General features: G+C 47.8%; 15 protein-coding genes. 9 read left to right on the top strand and 6 right to left on the bottom strand.

Annotation, left to right across the window (positions count from 1 at the left end):
• Nucleotides 1–187: 187 nt before the first annotated feature.
• Complete coding sequence (locus tag AB4111_RS24560; RefSeq protein ID WP_442033583.1) at nt 188–1,141, bottom strand: L-lactate dehydrogenase; 954 nt, start codon at nt 1,139–1,141, stop codon at nt 188–190.
• A 544-nt stretch (nt 1,142–1,685) separates the two neighbouring features.
• Between AB4111_RS24560 and AB4111_RS24555 the strand changes: the two genes are divergently transcribed.
• Both AB4111_RS24555 and AB4111_RS24550 read left to right on the top strand, forming a co-directional pair.
• A complete protein-coding gene (locus AB4111_RS24555) occupies nt 1,686–2,372 on the top strand; it encodes a hypothetical protein (protein WP_442033582.1) in 687 nt (228 codons plus the stop codon).
• 135 nt (nt 2,373–2,507) lie between these two features.
• A complete protein-coding gene (locus tag AB4111_RS24550; protein ID WP_442033581.1) occupies nt 2,508–3,329 on the top strand; it encodes a serine/threonine protein kinase in 822 nt (273 codons plus the stop codon).
• 219 nt (nt 3,330–3,548) lie between these two features.
• Here AB4111_RS24550 and AB4111_RS24545 read toward each other — a convergent pair whose 3' ends face one another.
• Nucleotides 3,549–3,758 (bottom strand): hypothetical protein, encoded by a 210-nt coding sequence (locus tag AB4111_RS24545; RefSeq protein WP_074093270.1) that lies wholly within the window; start codon nt 3,756–3,758, stop codon nt 3,549–3,551.
• Nucleotides 3,759–3,965: 207 nt separating this feature from the next.
• Here AB4111_RS24545 and map point away from each other — a divergent pair, with 207 nt between their 5' ends.
• Together map and AB4111_RS24535 are read left to right on the top strand one after the other, a co-directional pair.
• Nucleotides 3,966–4,712, top strand: a complete 747-nt coding sequence (gene map / locus AB4111_RS24540) for a type I methionyl aminopeptidase (RefSeq protein ID WP_091018494.1) — start codon at nt 3,966–3,968, stop codon at nt 4,710–4,712.
• 174 nt (nt 4,713–4,886) lie between these two features.
• On the top strand, nt 4,887–5,900 hold the full coding sequence (locus tag AB4111_RS24535; RefSeq protein ID WP_442033580.1) for an NADP-dependent oxidoreductase: 1,014 nt from the start codon (nt 4,887–4,889) through the stop codon (nt 5,898–5,900).
• Between the two features lie 114 nt (nt 5,901–6,014).
• On the opposite strand, the gene AB4111_RS24530 is transcribed toward AB4111_RS24535, so the two are convergent.
• On the bottom strand, nt 6,015–6,500 hold the full coding sequence (locus AB4111_RS24530; RefSeq protein ID WP_442033579.1) for a CcdC family protein: 486 nt from the start codon (nt 6,498–6,500) through the stop codon (nt 6,015–6,017).
• A gap of 217 nt (nt 6,501–6,717) precedes the next feature.
• On the opposite strand from AB4111_RS24530, the gene AB4111_RS24525 reads away from it, so the two are divergent.
• Genes AB4111_RS24525 through AB4111_RS24515 form a run of 3 tightly spaced genes read left to right on the top strand, consistent with a single transcriptional unit; the run spans nt 6,718 to nt 10,478 of the window.
• Nucleotides 6,718–7,872, top strand: coding sequence for a HEAT repeat domain-containing protein (locus AB4111_RS24525; RefSeq protein ID WP_442033578.1), 1,155 nt, complete (start codon nt 6,718–6,720; stop codon nt 7,870–7,872).
• Nucleotides 7,853–9,295, top strand: a complete 1,443-nt coding sequence (locus AB4111_RS24520) for a glycosyltransferase family 2 protein (protein ID WP_442033577.1) — start codon at nt 7,853–7,855, stop codon at nt 9,293–9,295. Before AB4111_RS24525 ends, AB4111_RS24520 begins: the two co-directional genes overlap by 20 nt.
• Nucleotides 9,296–9,347: 52 nt before the next feature.
• Nucleotides 9,348–10,478, top strand: coding sequence for a hypothetical protein (locus tag AB4111_RS24515; protein ID WP_442033576.1), 1,131 nt, complete (start codon nt 9,348–9,350; stop codon nt 10,476–10,478).
• Nucleotides 10,479–10,989: 511 nt separating this feature from the next.
• Here the strand turns inward: AB4111_RS24515 and AB4111_RS24510 are convergent.
• On the bottom strand, nt 10,990–11,562 hold the full coding sequence (locus tag AB4111_RS24510) for a TetR/AcrR family transcriptional regulator (protein ID WP_442033575.1): 573 nt from the start codon (nt 11,560–11,562) through the stop codon (nt 10,990–10,992).
• Complete coding sequence (locus AB4111_RS24505) at nt 11,559–12,290, bottom strand: MBL fold metallo-hydrolase (protein ID WP_442033574.1); 732 nt, start codon at nt 12,288–12,290, stop codon at nt 11,559–11,561. The genes AB4111_RS24510 and AB4111_RS24505 overlap by 4 nt, the downstream gene beginning before the upstream one ends.
• A gap of 432 nt (nt 12,291–12,722) precedes the next feature.
• Here AB4111_RS24505 and AB4111_RS24500 point away from each other — a divergent pair, with 432 nt between their 5' ends.
• Together AB4111_RS24500 and AB4111_RS24495 are read left to right on the top strand one after the other, a co-directional pair.
• Complete coding sequence (locus tag AB4111_RS24500; protein ID WP_442033573.1) at nt 12,723–13,187, top strand: RrF2 family transcriptional regulator; 465 nt, start codon at nt 12,723–12,725, stop codon at nt 13,185–13,187.
• Nucleotides 13,188–13,472: 285 nt separating this feature from the next.
• The gene (locus tag AB4111_RS24495) at nt 13,473–14,099 is read left to right on the top strand and encodes a nitroreductase family protein (RefSeq protein ID WP_442033572.1); all 627 of its coding nucleotides are present in this window, start codon (nt 13,473–13,475) and stop codon (nt 14,097–14,099) included.
• A 188-nt stretch (nt 14,100–14,287) separates the two neighbouring features.
• Here the strand turns inward: AB4111_RS24495 and AB4111_RS24490 are convergent, their stop codons facing one another.
• Nucleotides 14,288–14,971 carry an S-layer homology domain-containing protein gene (locus tag AB4111_RS24490; protein ID WP_442033571.1) on the bottom strand — a complete coding sequence of 228 codons (684 nt, stop codon included), beginning with the start codon at nt 14,969–14,971 and terminating at the stop codon, nt 14,288–14,290.
• Nucleotides 14,972–14,988: the final 17 nt, after the last annotated feature.

Here is a 14,988-nt window from a genome sequence, read left to right as displayed (position 1 = left end):
GTTTTGATCTATATCTAGCCTTGATTGAAGCAGCTGAAGGTATTATGAAATTGATTCACCTGGCTGTGAAAATAACAAACGCAAACACGCCAATAATGCTCCTCAGATGGAGTGTTATTGGCGTGTTTGCGTTGAAAGGCTTTTGGAGTTGAACCGAAGCTACCGAAGTTGAGCTGTATACGAATGGTTATGCCAATGTCAGACGATTGATATTGCCGGATAGAATTTCACAGGAATTATTGAATTTTTGGCGTTCCGCCGCATCCAGATTCAATTCGATAATCTCTTGAATGCCATTTCCTCCGATGATTGCAGGAACACCGACGCAGACATTATGTTGCTCGTACTCACCATCCAGAATAGCGGATACGGCGATGATCTTGTGTTCATCATTGAGGATTGAACGGGTAATGTGCGCGAGGGCGTTGCCGATTCCGAATTGAGTAGAGCCTTTACGGGTAAAGATCTCCCAACCCGCATCCTTCGTTTTGCGTGCAATATCGTCCAGATCCAGATGTTTGAAGCGCTCCTTGTGCTGATCCAAAATGTGCATAATCGGTTTGCCACCGATGGTCACATGTGACCAGGCCACGAACTGGGACTCCCCATGCTCCCCGAGAGCATAACCATGCACACTGCGTGGATCGATGGAGAAGACTTCAGACAGCAGTGTTTTGAGTCGTGAAGAGTCAATGGACGTCCCTGTGCCGATGACATGCTCACGCGGAAGACCTGATAACTTCCATACCATATAAGTTACTATGTCAACCGGATTAGCAGCGACGACAAAAATCCCGTTAAATCCACTGTTCATGATGGGAACGACGATGTCTTTGGCGATGGACTCTGCTTCCTCCAGAATATCCAGCCGTGTCTGTCCTGGCTTCGGATTCGCCCCTGCGGTTAAGATAATCACATCCATATTGCCACAATCCGCGTACGTGCCCGCATATACTTTGGTTCGGTTATGTGTAAAGTCCATACAATGGGAGAAATCCAGTGCCTGTGCTACGGCACGGTCATACGTCCGGTCAACCATCATAATTTCTCTGCATATGGATTGATTAATCATGGAATACGCACAACTTGAACCGACAAGACCCGCCCCGATCACCGCTACTTTACCTGATTTGCCTAACACTGCCGTTCAGCCCCCAATTAGATTGATATTTTCCGTTACTAACGCGTTCTATGTTAAGTATAGTCCTTTATTTTATGCTGGAATGTACTTCTACGTTACATAAGATAACACATGAAAAAGCTGTGCAGCAATGATATCCGCTATCGCGGGAGCGTATTGGAGTAACGGAGTTAACAAAATTGACATGAATAATTCATAATCATATGATTTGACGGCGTTTGCACCTGTGTCATTCGACATGACAGCATTCGTGCTCGTTGTCGGATTGGGGGTTATTTGTGCGGATCATATACCTGACAAAACTTCTTAGGAATCCGCAGAAACAGAACAAAACCGCCAAAGGGATCTGCCGAGAAGCTGACGAATACATACGGACAAGCAAAAGATAAACAGACTTGATCCATGAGACAGGTTGCCCCGATCCGATGACGGTTCCAAAAAGGAACGCTGAAGCCATAATGTTCTTATCCAAGAATCAATTTCATAACTCACAAAAGGTATTATGAAATTGGTTCCCAAAAGACTTCATTCCGGGAGGGAATTAATGATGATTGAAGAAGCAGGAGCAACGACGGAAACGGCCAAGAGCCTGGGCATAGGTGCCAGTACTCTTCGTAAATATGCGGCGGCACTGGAAGAGCAGGGATACCGGTTCGAACGTTCCGCCAACAAATCCAGACTATTCAAGTCCGACGACATCGAGTGCATTGAACGCCTGATGACCGAACTCAGAGAGCATAATCTGCCTTTGGCTGATGCTGTGGTGACTGTATTGGCCCCTGAATCACCTGTAGCGGTAGTAGAAATAGATGTACCGGCGGTGGGGATCGAAGGTCTGTCAGAGTCCGAATGTGCAGCGACTGTCATGCCACCAACCTATCCTGAGGGCGCGGAATCCATCGGGAACCTGAGATCTTATGAGGGTCTGGGACAACTGGTAAGTGAGGTAACATACGGTGCTGTAGAACAGCAGCAGGACGATCGGGTACAGTTGCTGCAACAGCGGGTCGATGAACTGGAGCTGACCCTTCAGCATCTGGCTGATACACATATGGCTCTTCAGGAACAGATGGAAAAACAGCGTCTATGGATGAACGAGAAGCTGGAAGAGGAGCGGGATCGTGAACTCGTAACCAATCTGCGCAGTTTCCAGGGAAGAAAACGCAAACCAAAAGGAGTATCCCTGCGTATGTTGTTTGGGTTCCTGCCCAAGAAGCATAAGGAAGCTTGAATGACAGGCTCTTGCTCATCGTGATTTTACAGTATCGGCCTGATATAATAAGCTCCATACAACATGAGGACTGGCAACGAACTGCTCAGTATAGATAAAGACTGAGTGGATCAGGAAGCTGGCGTGGGAGGATAAGTGGAGCTGCGACGAAGTGGGCAAAGATTGCTCGGACTATGGACGGATCGTCCTCGGCGGGAAGGTACGACCATTGCTGAGCGTTATACAATACAGGAATTGCTGGGTATGGGGAGTTATGGGCTGACATACCTGTGTACAGATGACCAGAACGGCAAGGAAGTGGCGTTGAAGGAGTCCAAACCTAGCAAGGGCAGACTCTCTGCGCACCTGTTGGAGCGGGAGGCGGACGTGATGAGACGTCTGCATCATCCGGCGATCCCTGATCTATTGGATGTGTTCACATCTGGGAGACGAAGTTATATCGTTACCGAGTATATTCGTGGACAGACGCTGGAAGAATGCATATTTGAGCAAGGTCTTCGATATACGGAGCGGGAATGTCTGGAACTTGCAGGTCAACTGCTGGCTCCGGTGGCTCATGTACATGAGCAGGGATATATTCATGGAGATGTGCGGATTCCCAATGTTATTTTACGTGAAGGGACGGTGCATCTGATTGATTTTGGCCTGGCGAGACGCTTGGGGGAGCCGTTGTTGCCGGAGCTAAAGCGACGTATGCGTGAAGTCCCTGAGCCTGAAGATGAGCCAGCTACACCGGATCATGATCTGCAGGATATCGGCCACTTTCTTCTCTTTATGCTGTATTCGGCTTATGAGCCAGAGAAGGGCCGTGAACCCGCCAGTTGGCAGGAGGAACTGAAGCTTACGCCGGAATTGCACCAGATGCTGGAGCGACTCCTTGGACTCCGGCCAAGTTATGAGGGTGGGGCGACAGAGTTACAGGCAGAGATTGAGAAGTTGTTGCTGAAATTACAATGAAATAAGCTTTATAGGCGGACCTATATTTGTTATCCGTGACCTCTTCGTATGATATCTATAGGGGTCTTTTTCCTTTTTACTATATAGAAAAAATAAAGGGGTGTTCTGTTATCCGTATTTACGGCTAACAGAACACCCCTTTATTACATATTCATTTATTGTAGCGTCTAATAAGCCGGTGTAATCATTGCTCTCTTTAAAAGCAGTCGTGAGAGTCGCTTAGCTGGAGCTATATTTCCTGCTTTTGTAATACCCGGAGCCACTACGACTGTCCCGGTATTTCACATCCGAAGAAGAATAGCGCTTGTAGGAACGCTTGCCTGAGGAACTGCTGTGACGTTTATAGGAGCGCCTGTCGGAGGAGCTATGACGTTTGCGGTGAGATGAGGATTTGGAATCGATAAGTTTGCCGATAATCTTTTTGAACATGAGCTTTCACCCTTTCGACTTCAACTGTTTTAAGCATATACGTGGTCAGATATGGAGGGGTTTCGATTTTTTCATGGATAATTGTATTCATTGGACAGGAGCTTGGCGTATAATAGGATGTTGCTGATTGCACGGGATTTTTTATTTTGAGCGTTTAGCGTTACAATAGAGGACAGGATAAGATTTTAACGGACAGGAGTAGTTATTATGATTACATTAAAGACCAAAGAACAGATTGAATATATGAAAAAAGCCGGAGAAATTCTCGCCGCATGCCATAGAGAAATTGCAAAGATGATTCGTCCAGGCATTACGACACAGGAGATCGACCAGTTTGCAGAAGCTTTTATGAAGAAAAATGGCGCTACGCCGGAACAAAAGGGATATAACGGATACCAATATGCGACATGTGCGTCGGTTAATGATGTGATCTGTCACGGGTTTCCGGGAAAATATGCACTGAAAGACGGCGATATCGTTACCATCGACATGGTGGTTAATCTAAATGGCTGGCTGGCGGATTCGGCTTGGTCATATGCCGTAGGTGAAGTGACTCCGGAAGCACAACATCTGCTGGATGTAACCAAAAAATCTCTTTACAAAGGCATCGAACTTGCCGTGGTGGGCAACCGGATCGGAGATATCTCCAATGCGATTCAAGTGTATGCAGAAGGTGAAGGCCTATCGGTTGTGCGTGAGTTTATTGGACACGGTATTGGTGAGAAGATGCATGAGGAACCACAAGTCCCTCATTACGGTCCGCCTCATCGGGGTCCACGTCTCAAGGAGGGCATGGTTATTACGATCGAACCGATGCTGAATATTGGTACGTTCCGAAGTAAGCTGGATTCAGATGGATGGACTGCTCGTACTATGGATGGAAGTCTATCAGCCCAGTATGAACATACGATTGCGATTACGGCGGATGGTCCAGTGATTTTGACAGCACAATAATAGCCAAAAGCAGCTACAATGTGACGATATTTGCATATTTCAAGGCGGCCCACGTTTGTGAACCGCCTGTTTCGGTTTAAACTATTAAGAAGTGATAACACAGAGCCAGTGGTAAGTGATCTCAGCTGACAAGGGTTAACCTTGCGTCCACTTGGCAACAAGGAGGTAATTTTGGTGTCTTTAAATAAACAGATCGTACTTGCGTCTCGTCCCGAAGGTGCCCCATCCAGAGAGGATTTCAAATTCATTGATGCACCTCTTCCTGAACCGGAAGCTGGGCAAGTCCTGGTCCGTACATTATATTTGTCGGTCGATCCGTACATGCGGGGCCGCATGAAAGATACAAAATCCTATGCTGCACCGTACGCGTTGAATGAAGTCATTAAGGGTGGGGCCATTGGGCAGGTTGTGGAATCTTCGGAACCCAATCTACGCAAAGGAGATCTCGTATCCGGCATGTGGGGCTGGCAGCAATATGCCGCAGTGAATACGACGGATCTTTCGCTGATTGATACTGAAGAGGCACCAATCACGGCATACCTGGGTGCGCTGGGCCTGACGGGTCTGACGGCTTATTTTGGTATGGAAGACATCGGCAAGCCGAAGGACGGCGAAACAGTCGTTGTATCGGGAGCAGCTGGAGCGGTAGGCATGATCGCAGGTCAGATTGGTAAAATCGTAGGAGCGCGCGTGGTCGGCATTGCAGGCTCCGATGAGAAATGCGTGTATTTGAAAGAAAAACTGGGCTTCGACGTGGTGTTGAACTACAAGAAGGAGCAGGATATGTCAGCGGCCATTGAACGGGCTTGCCCGGATGGCGTAGACGTCTACTTCGACAATGTGGGCGGCGACATCTCAGATGCAGTCTTGCGTCACATCAATCGGAATGCACGTATTCCGTTATGCGGTCAGATCTCGTCTTATAATCTGGAGAAACCGGATATCGGGATGCGACCACAGACGTTACTGTTAACAAACACAGCATTAATGAAAGGTTTCCTGCTGGGTGACTATACGAAATCCTTCAAGGAAGGCCGCGCCAAGTTGGCGAAATGGATCAAGGAAGGTCATCTCCAGTATGAAGAAAACATTGTGGACGGGTTTGAACAGACGCCTGAAGCTTTTATGGGCCTCTTCTCTGGAGATAATCTGGGCAAGCAGTTGGTTAAGGTTGCAGATCCGGAATAGATACCGAACGATGTACATGTACAATTAGGTTAAGAACAAAAAGACACGATCTGCATTATGGTGCAGATCGTGTCTTTTTGTTCTGTAAATCAGTGCGTGGTTTGTTTATGGTGACTAGTGTTCGGCGACCAGCACTTCTTTGTAGTGTTTGTACATATATACACGCCAGCGTACAATCATGCCAAAAGCCAGCAGGAAGAACAATCCGCCTGTCTGCGGAATACTTACATATCGCTGAATGACTTCATGCAGAATCAGTCGTACAGCCAGCAAACCGAGCAGAATAAAAGCAAAACTGCGGGAGCGCGTGGCGAAAATCTCTTCACCTACTCGTTCAAACTTTGTACTGCGAATAAGGGGATACGAGAAAAGGAACCAGCCCACCAGAAACGCAATGAATGCCCAGAGTAGAGGAACATGTGTTGCCGGAACAACAAACATAAGAAATCCTGTGCTCATGCCGAGCGGAGGAATAAGGATTTTGCGAATGGTCACCGGTCTGTGACTGGCTTTCATGCGGATGAAGATGGCAAGCAGTGCCATGACGAGCATGCCCACAGTTGCTCCGATTTGCAGGTAGTACGGACTGATTTGAGCCACGTAGAACTCCCTCTTTCTGGAATAATATGTTATCCGGAGATCCGGAACTCAGCACGAATTGCCGGAATTTTCAGTTCCTATTATATCACAAACGCATATAGCCGATAGAAAGCTTAGTGTATCATATACCCGATATGTATTCACAGGGTTTATTTGAAAATTTTGTATTAATGTGCCCGTTGTAAGGCCGTTTATTCGATTAAGGGGAAATCATACAATGATTGGACATCAATGGATGTATACTAAGCTCATCGATTCACATCATACAGGATGGCTTGCAGGTAATACAGATTGGTTGGTACATGTGGTTAGCCTCATATGTGCAAGTGTACTGATTCTTTTGCTGATTATCTACGGTTATATCTTATGGTTGAAATATAAGAGCAGACGCAGGGAACAAGTTAAGACAACACTGATGCAGGAATTACTTGCAGAAGGTTCATTTCTACAGCAGTATCTGAACAACGGAGAAATCGGTGTAGATGTATTGAATATAAGTGGAGATCAACAGATCGTTTTGCAGCAGTTGTTATTGCAACGGCTCGCTCAAGGTCCGTTAGAGCAGGAGAGTCTGCGAATTCGTCTGTTATCCTGGCAAGTCTTCGGAAGCTCATACCGGTCGGTTCTGAAGACGGGAAAGTGGAGTGAACGGGTCAACACGTTGTTATATATTGAACAGTTTCATATGGTGGAGCTTCTGCCGAGGTTAGAGGATATGCTCCGGGTCACCTCCTGTACACCGCTTGAACGCTTCATCATTTTGCGTATATATGCCAGAACTGGTTATTTCAGAATCGTGAAGGAATTGATGCGTGAGCAATGTGTATGGTCGGATTCGCAGGTTCTGCAGATTCTGCTGTTGCTTACCGATTCATCCTGGACTCGTCTGAAGGATCATTTCAAGGATGTACCTTATCAGGTCCAGTCTAATATCGTCCATGCCATTCGTATTCGGGATGACCAGACGGAGGGTGCTCTTGTTCTGCTGGAGAAGCTCATTCTTGGAGAGGATTCACTGCTGCGTACCCACGCTTATCAGGCATTGGCTCAAGTGGGCAGATGTCGTGAAGATTTGCTGAAGGGTCTATTGCTGGTATGGAACGAATCTGGTGAGGAAAGGCAGCGCTCTGAAAGACTAACAGTGACCCGGCTCATGGGCGATATTCATGCGGATGCTTTTATTCCTCGCCTGAAGGTGATGATGGGTGATCCTTCTTTTCAGATCAGACAAGAAGCTGCGAATTCCCTTGCCCGGTACGAGCAGGGACTTGACGAACTTCGGGATACGGCTGTAAACCATCCGGATAGATATGCAAGGCAGATAGCGGAAGAAACGCTGGAAAGGATGCAGTATGGACGAAAGATGGATTGAGATGCTGCGGAGTTTTGTTTTAGCATGTTACGAGGGTATATTTATCTATCTTGTACTAGCGATTGTGATGTGCAGTGTTCTGGTAGTTGCTGCCGCTTGTACATTGATCCTGAGAAGGGATCTGGACCCGCTGCAATATCATGAGATGTTGGATGAAGAATTGGCTCCGGCGGTATCTCTGCTTGTCCCGATGCGTAATAGTGAGAATACGATCGTACAGCGAATTAACTGTCTATTGGGTATTCAATATGCACGCTATGAAGTTATTATCATTAATGATGGATCAGAGGATGCAACAATGCCGCGGTTAATGGAAACCTACGATCTGATGCCCATTCGGAGTAAAGTTCATTACTCGGGACTCGTTCAGGAGACGGCTCAGATTAAATGTGTCTACCAATCCAGGCTGCATCATCGTCTGATTGTGATCGATAAGGCGTATGGAGGACGAATGGACTCCTTGAATGCAGGTCTAAATATCTCGCAATATCCTTATATCGCGTCTGTTGGACCCCGGACATTTCTGGAACGGGATGCATTGGTGAAGATTATGAAACCCGTTATGGATGCTCTACCAGGAGAAGAGGTTGTTGCTTGTAGTGGACGAGTAGATCTTATGGTCCCCGAAAATACGGCTCATCCGGAATTAACGGATAATAGCACAAGACGGACGAGCAGTGCATTGTATATCATGCAGAGCATTGAATACGTGCGTGCTTTTTTGATTGGTGGTGTGGGACTCGTTCGTTACAATATTAATGTGCTTTTATTTACGGCCCAAGTATTCGGTGTATTCAAAAAGAACCGGGTGATGGAAGTCGGTGGTTACAAGGGCGATGATCATGCCGCTCACATGGAACTGGTGATGCGGTTGCAAAAACATATGAAGCGAATTAGGGAACGTGGTCGTATTATATACATTCCCGATCCGATCTGCAGGGTAGAAGTACCGGGCACGTGGCGTCAGCTGCGCAGACAGCGAACCCGCTGGTATATGCAGCTTGCGAGTAGTCTATGGGCCCAGCGGAGCATGATTTTTAACCCAGCCTATGGCTGGATGGGGATGGTATCCATCCCGTATTTTATTCTGATCGAATTGCTGGGACCTGTGATGGAACTGGGAACGTTGTTGCTGTTCATCTCAGGCATAGGACTACAGTTGGTAGATATCAATCTATGCATCATTCTCGCTCTATTGCTGATGCTCTATGGTTCACTGTTGTCCGCAGGTATGGTAATGTTCGAAATATGGTGTTCACGCAAAACGTACACATCCAGAGAGGTGACGCGTCTGCTATTGTATGCTTGTTCGGAGACGTTCTGGTTCAGACCGCTGAACAATATATTCCGTATGGTTGGCATCGTGCAGGCTATGGGATTGAGGAAGGAAGAGGAGAAGGAGATCAGGAATGGATTGAAGTAATCTACCGGAATCCTGTTCATACCTTGGAACAAAGCAAGGAGGAAGACGCTTCATGAAAAAAAGTTACAGGCCAGCCACGATGTGGACGCTGGCTTGTTTTACAGTGGTATCGGTGGTGCTGGTTGTCCCCTGGATTATGTGGCAATCCCAGGCTCCTGTACCGCTGAACATCATGATTATTGACAAAAGCAGACCAGACTCGTCCTATCAGGGGCACAAGGGATTGGTCTGGCTTCTGAATCAGCAGAAGATTGTACAGCACACAGGGGAATACTACTCGTATGAAGAGGATTATTACGGCTATGATATTCAGAACGGGCTTCCTCGGATGAAGCAACTGCTGCCGGATGAGGTGACAGATACGGATCTGATCTATCTGACGGCAAATCGGAGTAGTCTGTCTGCACAGAAGAATGAACGGAAAAAAGACGGAATCTATGAAGGACTAACGATATATGATGCGCAGAAGATTCGCGAGGCTGCGTATAAAGGGGTAACGATTGTCGCCGAATACAGTGCGTTGGCGAATACGGCTTCGAAGATGACCAGGGAGCAGCTGTATCCCATCTTGGGAGTGAACAGCAGTGGATGGCAAGGGAAATCGGTATCTAATCTGCAAAGTGTGGAAGAAGTCCCCCGGTGGGTTGAGGCGAGTTATGAGCAGCGAGAAAAGAAGAAATGGCCTTATTCCGGAGCTGGTATTCTGCTAGTTCGTGTAGATGGGCAGGTCATCGTGCTGGAGAAAGGCACGGATGTAAAGACAGGAGATGTAGAGGTTGCATTCACACAGGAAGGCAGAGATTGGAGTGGCATAAGCCAGGATATTCAATACAGTGGCTGGTTTGATATCATTTTGCCGCAACAACAGGATTCCATATTGGCTTGGTATAAGACTGATCTGACGGAGACAGGCGAGCAGAAACTGGGGAATGCAGGAATACCTGCGGAATTTGCTGCACTTGTCCGCTACGACGACTATAATCGATCGTATTACATGGCAGGTTCATTCGGAGAGATGAAGCATTATTCCTTCTGGCGCCGAATCCGGGGATGGGAGGTCGTCCGGTCCAAACTCACGCCAGATCAGAAAAATATTCCTGACATGTTCTACTGGAAGGTGTATGTGCCCGTGATGAAGCATATTTTAGAGGAAGTGCAGGATGGACGGCAGCAATGGCCGTAGGGTGGCTATCGTTCGATGGAGAGGGAAGAGAAACGGGAGATGTACATATTAGAGAAGCGCGTAGTTGTGAATGGCAAAAGTATGGTTGAGAGACAGGGTACCCGCATAATCAATGCAATCTGGAGAATGAACGCTCCGTATTTAGACTCCATAACACGATGTATGTCTCGACGTGTACCGATATTGCATCATGATCTGAAGCACCGTACGTAGCATGTTCTAACGAACTCAGCACATCTTATTTAGCCTAATTTGGTAGGTTGGTAAGTGTAATGAATCACAAACACGTTAAAAGTCGGGATACCCTGATTATTCCTGTACCACTGCCAGTTTTCTGCGAAATAGGACGTGTGGAGTTCGTTAGATGTTGTTATTCGCTCTAATTGCCGTTTTAGAGTGTTCCCGGTTCGTTAGATTGCAGTTAGTCAGTGAGCAATGATATGTGGAAGGGTAACGTAAAAAGGACTGCAGAGGATCTGCAGTCCTTTTTCATGATGCAATGCTTGCCTTACTAGTCCTCGTGAAGATGGTGGAGTCCATGAAGGAAGGCGGATACGGTCAGACGCAGACTTTCGTCCGGATCAAAATTCATGCCAAAGCCGCCTTGTGCCTCAATGGAGGCAAATCCATGGCAGAGGCTTCGCAAACCACGAACGGCGTGCAATGCTTCCGCTTCGGTTAACGGGTAGGGCTGCAAGCTGTGCAGCAGCAACTCCAGTGTGGCTGTGTTGGCGGCGGCGAGCTGTGGCTCCTCGCGATCCGGGGCATGAAATGAAGCTTCGTAGAGCCCGGGGTGCTCGCGAACGAAGCCAATGTATGCCGCAGCGATGGCCTGGATGGCATCGTCGCCTGTGCGGTCAGCCGTAGCCGTGGTTAATGCTCGGCTGAGCTGTTGTACGGACATCAGCGCCATTTCCTGGCGAAGCCCGGGAAGTCCGCTGATGTGGTTGTAGAGCGACGGCGAGCGCACATCCAGACGCTGGGCGAGTGCGGCCAGTGTCAGCGCCTGAAAGCCGTCGCTGTCAGCAAGCTGGGCGGCGGCGCTGAGCAGAGCGCCGCGATCCAGCCCTTGCCGGGGGCTCATAATTGCCCCCCGGCAAGGCCGAACCGCTGCTGTGCATCAGCGGTTGCCGCGCGCATGGCGGCCGCGGGCTGGCGCAGCATCCGTCCGTGGCCTACAGCCAGCACGGACGGTTCCAGCTCCGCCAGGCGCTTCGCGCTGGCCAGAGCTGCTTCGCGGTTCCACGTCGCCAGCGCGGGGAACGGGAAGAGCGGGCGCATGCGGCCGGATACGGCAAGGCCGCCTTGCAGTTGGTACGCGTCGCCAGCGATAAGCACACGGCTGCGCGTATCTATGAAGGACATGTGCCCCGGCGTATGTCCTGGGGAGGCAATGGCAACCAGCGAACCAATCTGGTCACCATCATCCAGCAAGTGGTCTGGCTGGGTGCGCACCGCTTGGGGCTTGGGCACGCCGCCGCGTACCGGGGTTTGAGGCTCACCGGGAAGAAGGGAAGTATCTCCCGCCAATAGCCGCGCATCCCGTCTGGAGATGAAGACTTCGGCTTGGGGTAGTGCTTCTTTGAGATGATCCAATGCACCAATATGGTCGCTATGAGCGTGAGTCAGAATGATCTTGGTAATGGGCTTCCCAAGGGACTGGGCAGTTGCCAAAATCCCCTTAAGACTGAACGGTATTCCGGCATCAATCAGGGTTAATCCATCTTCCTCTTCAACCAAGTATACGTTCACAGGGAAGAGTCTTGGAAAAAACGTAACTTGAACGACATCGAATTCTCGGGTAACGCGCATCGGTAAACCCTCCTTAAAACTAATGATATTAGTATAATAACTAATGGCATTAGTTTTGGCAATACCCGGTGTTCATTTGGTTCCAATAAAAAAAAATTTAAATAATGATGCACTTTACAAAAAAAGCGTTTTCAAAATGGAGATTACCGATTATAATAATCACGTAAGCCCTTTCATATGTCTATCTTATTGGAGCCCTTCGCGTAGCGAAAGGCTCACTTTTTTTGTTCTTTTTGGATAAGTGTGCAGATGGGATGTTAATCCTAGCTTGAATGTGTTGATGAGCTGTAAGTATTGGTATAACAGGAAAAATCACGTTTGATCTCCAAGCTGGGTGAAAGTTGACAAACATAACTGTTATTCATATAATGACAGTTATACTTACCTTGGGTTGAAGTTCATCGGTGTTGTAAGCCGGGAAGGGAGTAAGTTATGAACAGCGAATTTACCATAGCGGTGCATTGTCTTGTTTTTCTGGCGATGAGAGATGAGTGTATGGCCAATAGTGAAGATTTGTCCCAGAGTGTGGGTACACACCCGGCCAGAGTCCGTAAGGTACTAAGTGTTCTGCGCAAGCATGGTTACCTGACGACCAAGGAAGGTGCTCATGGTGGGTACTTGCTAAGCCGTTCAAGTGAAGAGATCAAGCTTGGAGAATTGTACAGACTGGTAGCTGGTGGTTCGCTCGGTCCCAACTGGTGCTCAGGGGAGTCCGGTTCATCGTGCGTGGTATCTTCCAATATGCAGGATGTGATGGGGAACATCTATAACGGAGGCGAAGAGGCGCTAAGCGCTTATTTTGACCGTATTTCCATCCAGGATGTGAAAGAACGTATAGGTCGTGGCGATGCATGTGAGTTAACGCTAGATGGATTGTCTGCAAAAGAGAAGTCCTGACAGATTCCATAATCAAAGGTCTTTCGAGATATGGCCTTGGTTTAGTCAGGCATGGTGGTCGTAAGGTTCATGTGGTCGACTGGTTAGGGTGAGGGCTTATGCTCCGGTGAAAGATCCATCGATGGTTTTAAAGCGATTCCGGGCATAACGTGAACACAGATGGGAGAGATCGTCTGCGCTGATGTTATTTTCGGAAGGCAAGTTCTTGGTACGGTTGATATCAAAATCGCCTTGCGAATGTAAAAAGGAAAAACAAACAAAAAAAGAATTTGGGGAGTGGAACACATGTCAGGCACTGAAAAAAATGAAACACTTCGCGTTATTAGCGAACGCCATGCTGTCAAAAAGTACGAAAAAGGTTTTGTCTTGCCTGAAGCGGATCTGAACGCGATCCTGACAGCAGCTGGGGAAGCACCATCTTCATGGAACCTGCAACATTGGAGATTCCTTGTGATTGAAACCGAAGCTGACAAAGCGAAATTGTTGCCAGTTGCTTATGGCCAAAGTCAAATTACGGAAAGCTCCGTTACCATTGCGGTTCTCGGAGATCTTGAAGCAAACCGCAACACGGTGATCTACGATCAGGCTGTTGAAGCAGGCGCATTGACTGCTGAAATTCGTGACGCATTGGTAGGACAGATTAATGGTGCTTACCAAAACCCGCAAACGGCTCGCGATGAAGCGATCCGCAATGCATCCTTTGCATCCCAAAATATTATGCTCGCTGCACGCTCCCTGGGTTACGACACTTGCCCGATTGGCGGATACAACCCACAGCAACTGATTGAAACCTTCAACATTCCTGCACGCTTCGTGCCAACGTTGTTGATTACGGTAGGAAAAGCTGCAGTGCCAGCTCGCCCGGCAGGTCGCTTGCCGTTGTCCGAAGTTGTGGTTAAAGGCTCTTTCTAAGTCGAAAAGCCCGCTCTGACGATTGCTTCAGTGATATAAATATAAATACAGATAGCCGCACATTCCTGTTGAGGGAAGGTGCGGCTATTGAGCATGCTGTGATTGTATGGAAAGGGCTGTGCACTTGAAATTCAATATATTTTGATGTTATACACCCAAATGAAATCAGAAGCTTCTGTATGGGAAAATTACTTTTCAGGTGTTTCCGGGATTTGTGGTGCATGGAACGATTCCATGTACTCGATTGCGTTGTACATCATAACAGCTGCTTCAGCACGGGTAATCGTTTGTTTGGGATTGAAATTTCCTTCAGCATCCAGTTCATTGATCTTGAGAACGAGTGAACGCTGAATGGCACCTTGATATTCTGGCGTAAGTTCCTGTTCGTCGGTAATGTCCACAGGTTTGATATTAATCATCGGCAGACCGCCTTTGGCCTCGATGCCTTGCATCAGGAACAATGTGAATTGTTCACGAGTGAGCGGTTTGGACGGATCGATATCCTGTGACATCTGAATGCCATTATATTGGGCGCGGATAAATGCATCACTGTACCATACGCCATCTTTTACATTGGCAAAGTGGTCACTTGGCACTGGCATTTTGATAAAACGAATGGTGTCCAGATTCAGATTCAGTCCGTCCGCAATCAGTTGAATACCCTGAGCGGTATTTAACTCCAGTTCAGGTTTGAACAAGCTGTCGCTCACACCTTTGATGAATCCATCCTGATGGAGAGATTCGATTTTGTCTGCTCCTGTGATACCTTGAATATCCGTGAATTGGGCCTGCGCAGCGTTGATCGGGCCTGCACTTAGAGACAGCGTGAGCAGAGCTCCCGCAGTTAATGTAGCAAGTATATTTTTTTTCATGATAGGTTCGCCTCACT

Origin of the sequence: Paenibacillus sp. 2KB_22, assembly GCF_052115745.1 — a bacterium.
Taxonomy (GTDB): domain Bacteria; phylum Bacillota; class Bacilli; order Paenibacillales; family Paenibacillaceae; genus Paenibacillus.
Note: the sequence above shows the minus strand (reverse complement) of the source record. Positions and strands in the feature narration are given on the sequence as shown.

Coding starts and splice junctions, on each gene's coding strand:
- AB4111_RS24555 (WP_442033582.1), top strand. CDS start 1,686: ATGATGATTGAAGAAGCAGGAGCAACGACGGAAACGGCCAAGAGCCTG.
- AB4111_RS24545 (WP_074093270.1), bottom strand. CDS start 3,758: ATGTTCAAAAAGATTATCGGCAAACTTATCGATTCCAAATCCTCATCT.
- map (WP_091018494.1), top strand. CDS start 3,966: ATGATTACATTAAAGACCAAAGAACAGATTGAATATATGAAAAAAGCC.
- AB4111_RS24525 (WP_442033578.1), top strand. CDS start 6,718: ATGATTGGACATCAATGGATGTATACTAAGCTCATCGATTCACATCAT.
- AB4111_RS24520 (WP_442033577.1), top strand. CDS start 7,853: ATGGACGAAAGATGGATTGAGATGCTGCGGAGTTTTGTTTTAGCATGT.
- AB4111_RS24515 (WP_442033576.1), top strand. CDS start 9,348: ATGAAAAAAAGTTACAGGCCAGCCACGATGTGGACGCTGGCTTGTTTT.
- AB4111_RS24510 (WP_442033575.1), bottom strand. CDS start 11,562: ATGAGCCCCCGGCAAGGGCTGGATCGCGGCGCTCTGCTCAGCGCCGCC.
- AB4111_RS24505 (WP_442033574.1), bottom strand. CDS start 12,290: ATGCGCGTTACCCGAGAATTCGATGTCGTTCAAGTTACGTTTTTTCCA.
- AB4111_RS24500 (WP_442033573.1), top strand. CDS start 12,723: ATGAACAGCGAATTTACCATAGCGGTGCATTGTCTTGTTTTTCTGGCG.
- AB4111_RS24495 (WP_442033572.1), top strand. CDS start 13,473: ATGTCAGGCACTGAAAAAAATGAAACACTTCGCGTTATTAGCGAACGC.
- AB4111_RS24490 (WP_442033571.1), bottom strand. CDS start 14,971: ATGAAAAAAAATATACTTGCTACATTAACTGCGGGAGCTCTGCTCACG.